Source organism: Stenotrophomonas sp. P5_A8 (assembly GCF_056400545.1).
Window position 1 is genome coordinate 1 of record NZ_JBFULB010000484.1, and the last position, 2036, is coordinate 2036.

The 2036-nt window shown below is 62.3% G+C and carries 2 protein-coding genes; both read left to right on the forward strand.

The window, feature by feature from the left end; all coding sequences use genetic code 11:
* The coding region (locus AC1DQP_RS19870) for an NmrA family NAD(P)-binding protein (RefSeq protein ID WP_478052350.1) at nucleotides 1-587 on the forward strand (587 nt) is incomplete at its 5' end.
* 537 nt (nucleotides 588-1124) lie between these two features.
* A partial coding sequence (locus tag AC1DQP_RS19875; protein WP_478052351.1) for a hypothetical protein occupies nucleotides 1125-2036 on the forward strand: 912 nt, incomplete at its 3' end.

Genomic DNA, 2036 nt, shown 5'->3' on the forward strand with positions numbered 1-2036 from the left:
CTCAGGTGGTGGAGGTCACCGCTTTGGGGCGAAACACGCCTCAAGCTGCCGATGCCGGCTATGTGAGCGCATCGCTCGCCATGGATGACCTTATTTCGAGTACGGGCGTGCATCAGAGAGCGCTTGCGATGCCCTCATTCATGGACAACGTGCTCATGCAGGGGCGACCACTACGAGATAGGGGCGTCTTCTCTCTACCGATACCCCGAGATCTTGAACTGCCGTCCTGTTCGACAGACGACATTGCGGCAGTGGCGGCGAGGTGGCTGCTCGATGATTCTTGGGAAGGCCAAGCCGAGGTCCCCGTGCTTGGTCCTGAGAATATCTCATTCGATCAGATGGCAAGGGTGATGAGCGAGGTTCTCGGCCGTCACATAGCCTATGAACAAATTTCCCTTGCCAGCTACAAGGACCAGTTCGAACGCTTTGGCTTCTCGCGCGCGATGGCAGAGGGGATGGCTTCGATGGCGCGTGCAAAAAGTGAGGGACTTGATTTGGGTGTGGAGAGGACAGCACAGAACAGCACGCCCACAACCTTCAGAATGTGGTGCGAGAGCACCCTCAAGCCTTATCTGTCGGGACCATAGCCGTTCAACCAGGTAGGCGTGTGCCAAGATCCCAATGTCAATGTTATCTCGTCGTCTGGCTTAGAGCCGGTCGCCCCCGCATCCAGCGTCGGCATTTCAGGGTTCCCGTGAGCGCGATGCCGAAGGCCCTGCTGGAACGCGCTTTGGCCTTGCGTCACCACGGATGGCTCGCTTAGGCTGCAAGCGCTGAACTATAGCCGCGCCGCCCCCCCCCCCGCTGCACCCGCTCGATGGAGTCCGAGCTGGGGTCGAATTGGATGGATGGGCGCGGACGCTTGCAAGCGCGCGCCAGGGATCGAGTGGACGAACATCCTCGGGCTGGCTCGATGGGCGCAGTTGCCTAAGCGATGGGTGCGATGCATCGAACAGCGATTCTCAGCAATCGACGCCGTCTCGGAACTGGGGCAGGGGCCAGTCGGCCATGGTTCCTGTCACCCCCCCCCACTAATATGGGAATTGCCAACAGTTATTTAAACGTGGGGTTCGAACATGAAAGAGTGGGCTCTTGTTCAGATCGCTTCTGGAGCCCACCCCCCCATGTCCATCGCCCGTTATGCGCCGCCGCGCAAAGTTGTCGCCGCCCTCCTGTCTGCCACACTACTGTTGGCGGCCCCGCTGACCTCTGCGGCGCAGGACAAGGCATCACCACTGCGCGATTATCTGACGGCCAAGCGCGCTGCCATCCAGACACAGTCGGCGCGGGTGGTGCCGCCCACGAAGATCCATGCCAAGGTCACCGCCGAAAGCCGCTCCGGCGTACGCCGCCTGCGCATCGGGTCCACCGGCGAGTTCCAGTACATCAGCGACAGTGGCCGCAATTACGCCGGCTACAACCTAGGCGCCGGTTCTTGGGATTCGCTGGTCGGCACGCTGGCCAGCTCGGTGGCCGATGAGTACATCGTGCAGGCGGCGGTGCAGGGCGTGCAACTGGATGCGCTGGATGTGGTGTTCACCAGCATCCCCGAGCGCAAGAGCGAGACCCTGACGTATCCCAACAATCTCTCCTACGTGGCCTACATCGACTCGCCGGCCACCGATGCGCAGCTCGAAACGCTCAAGCGCGCGGTGCACGCCAATTCCTCGGCCATTGATCTGGTGACCAAGCCGCAGCAGGTCAGCCACGCCGAGGTTGAGTACATCCATAGTGCGCCGGTGCGCGATCCAAAGCTTCCGCCAGGCCTGCGGGATTTCATCACCGAGGAGAAGCGCCCGGCGGTGCTCGCCAGGCAAGGCAAGCCGGCCGCCGGCAAGGAAAAAGCATCCGAGCCGGAACCACTGGTGGCCCGTGCCCATGTCGAACCGCGCACCGGACTGCGTCGCGTGTTCTTGGGCAAGGACGGCTACCACCAGCAACTGCACGACAGCGCGACCGGCCTGCTGGGCTACGGGCTGGCACCCACGGTGGAGGAACACCTGCTGGGCGTGACCGGCACCTGCCTGACCCACATT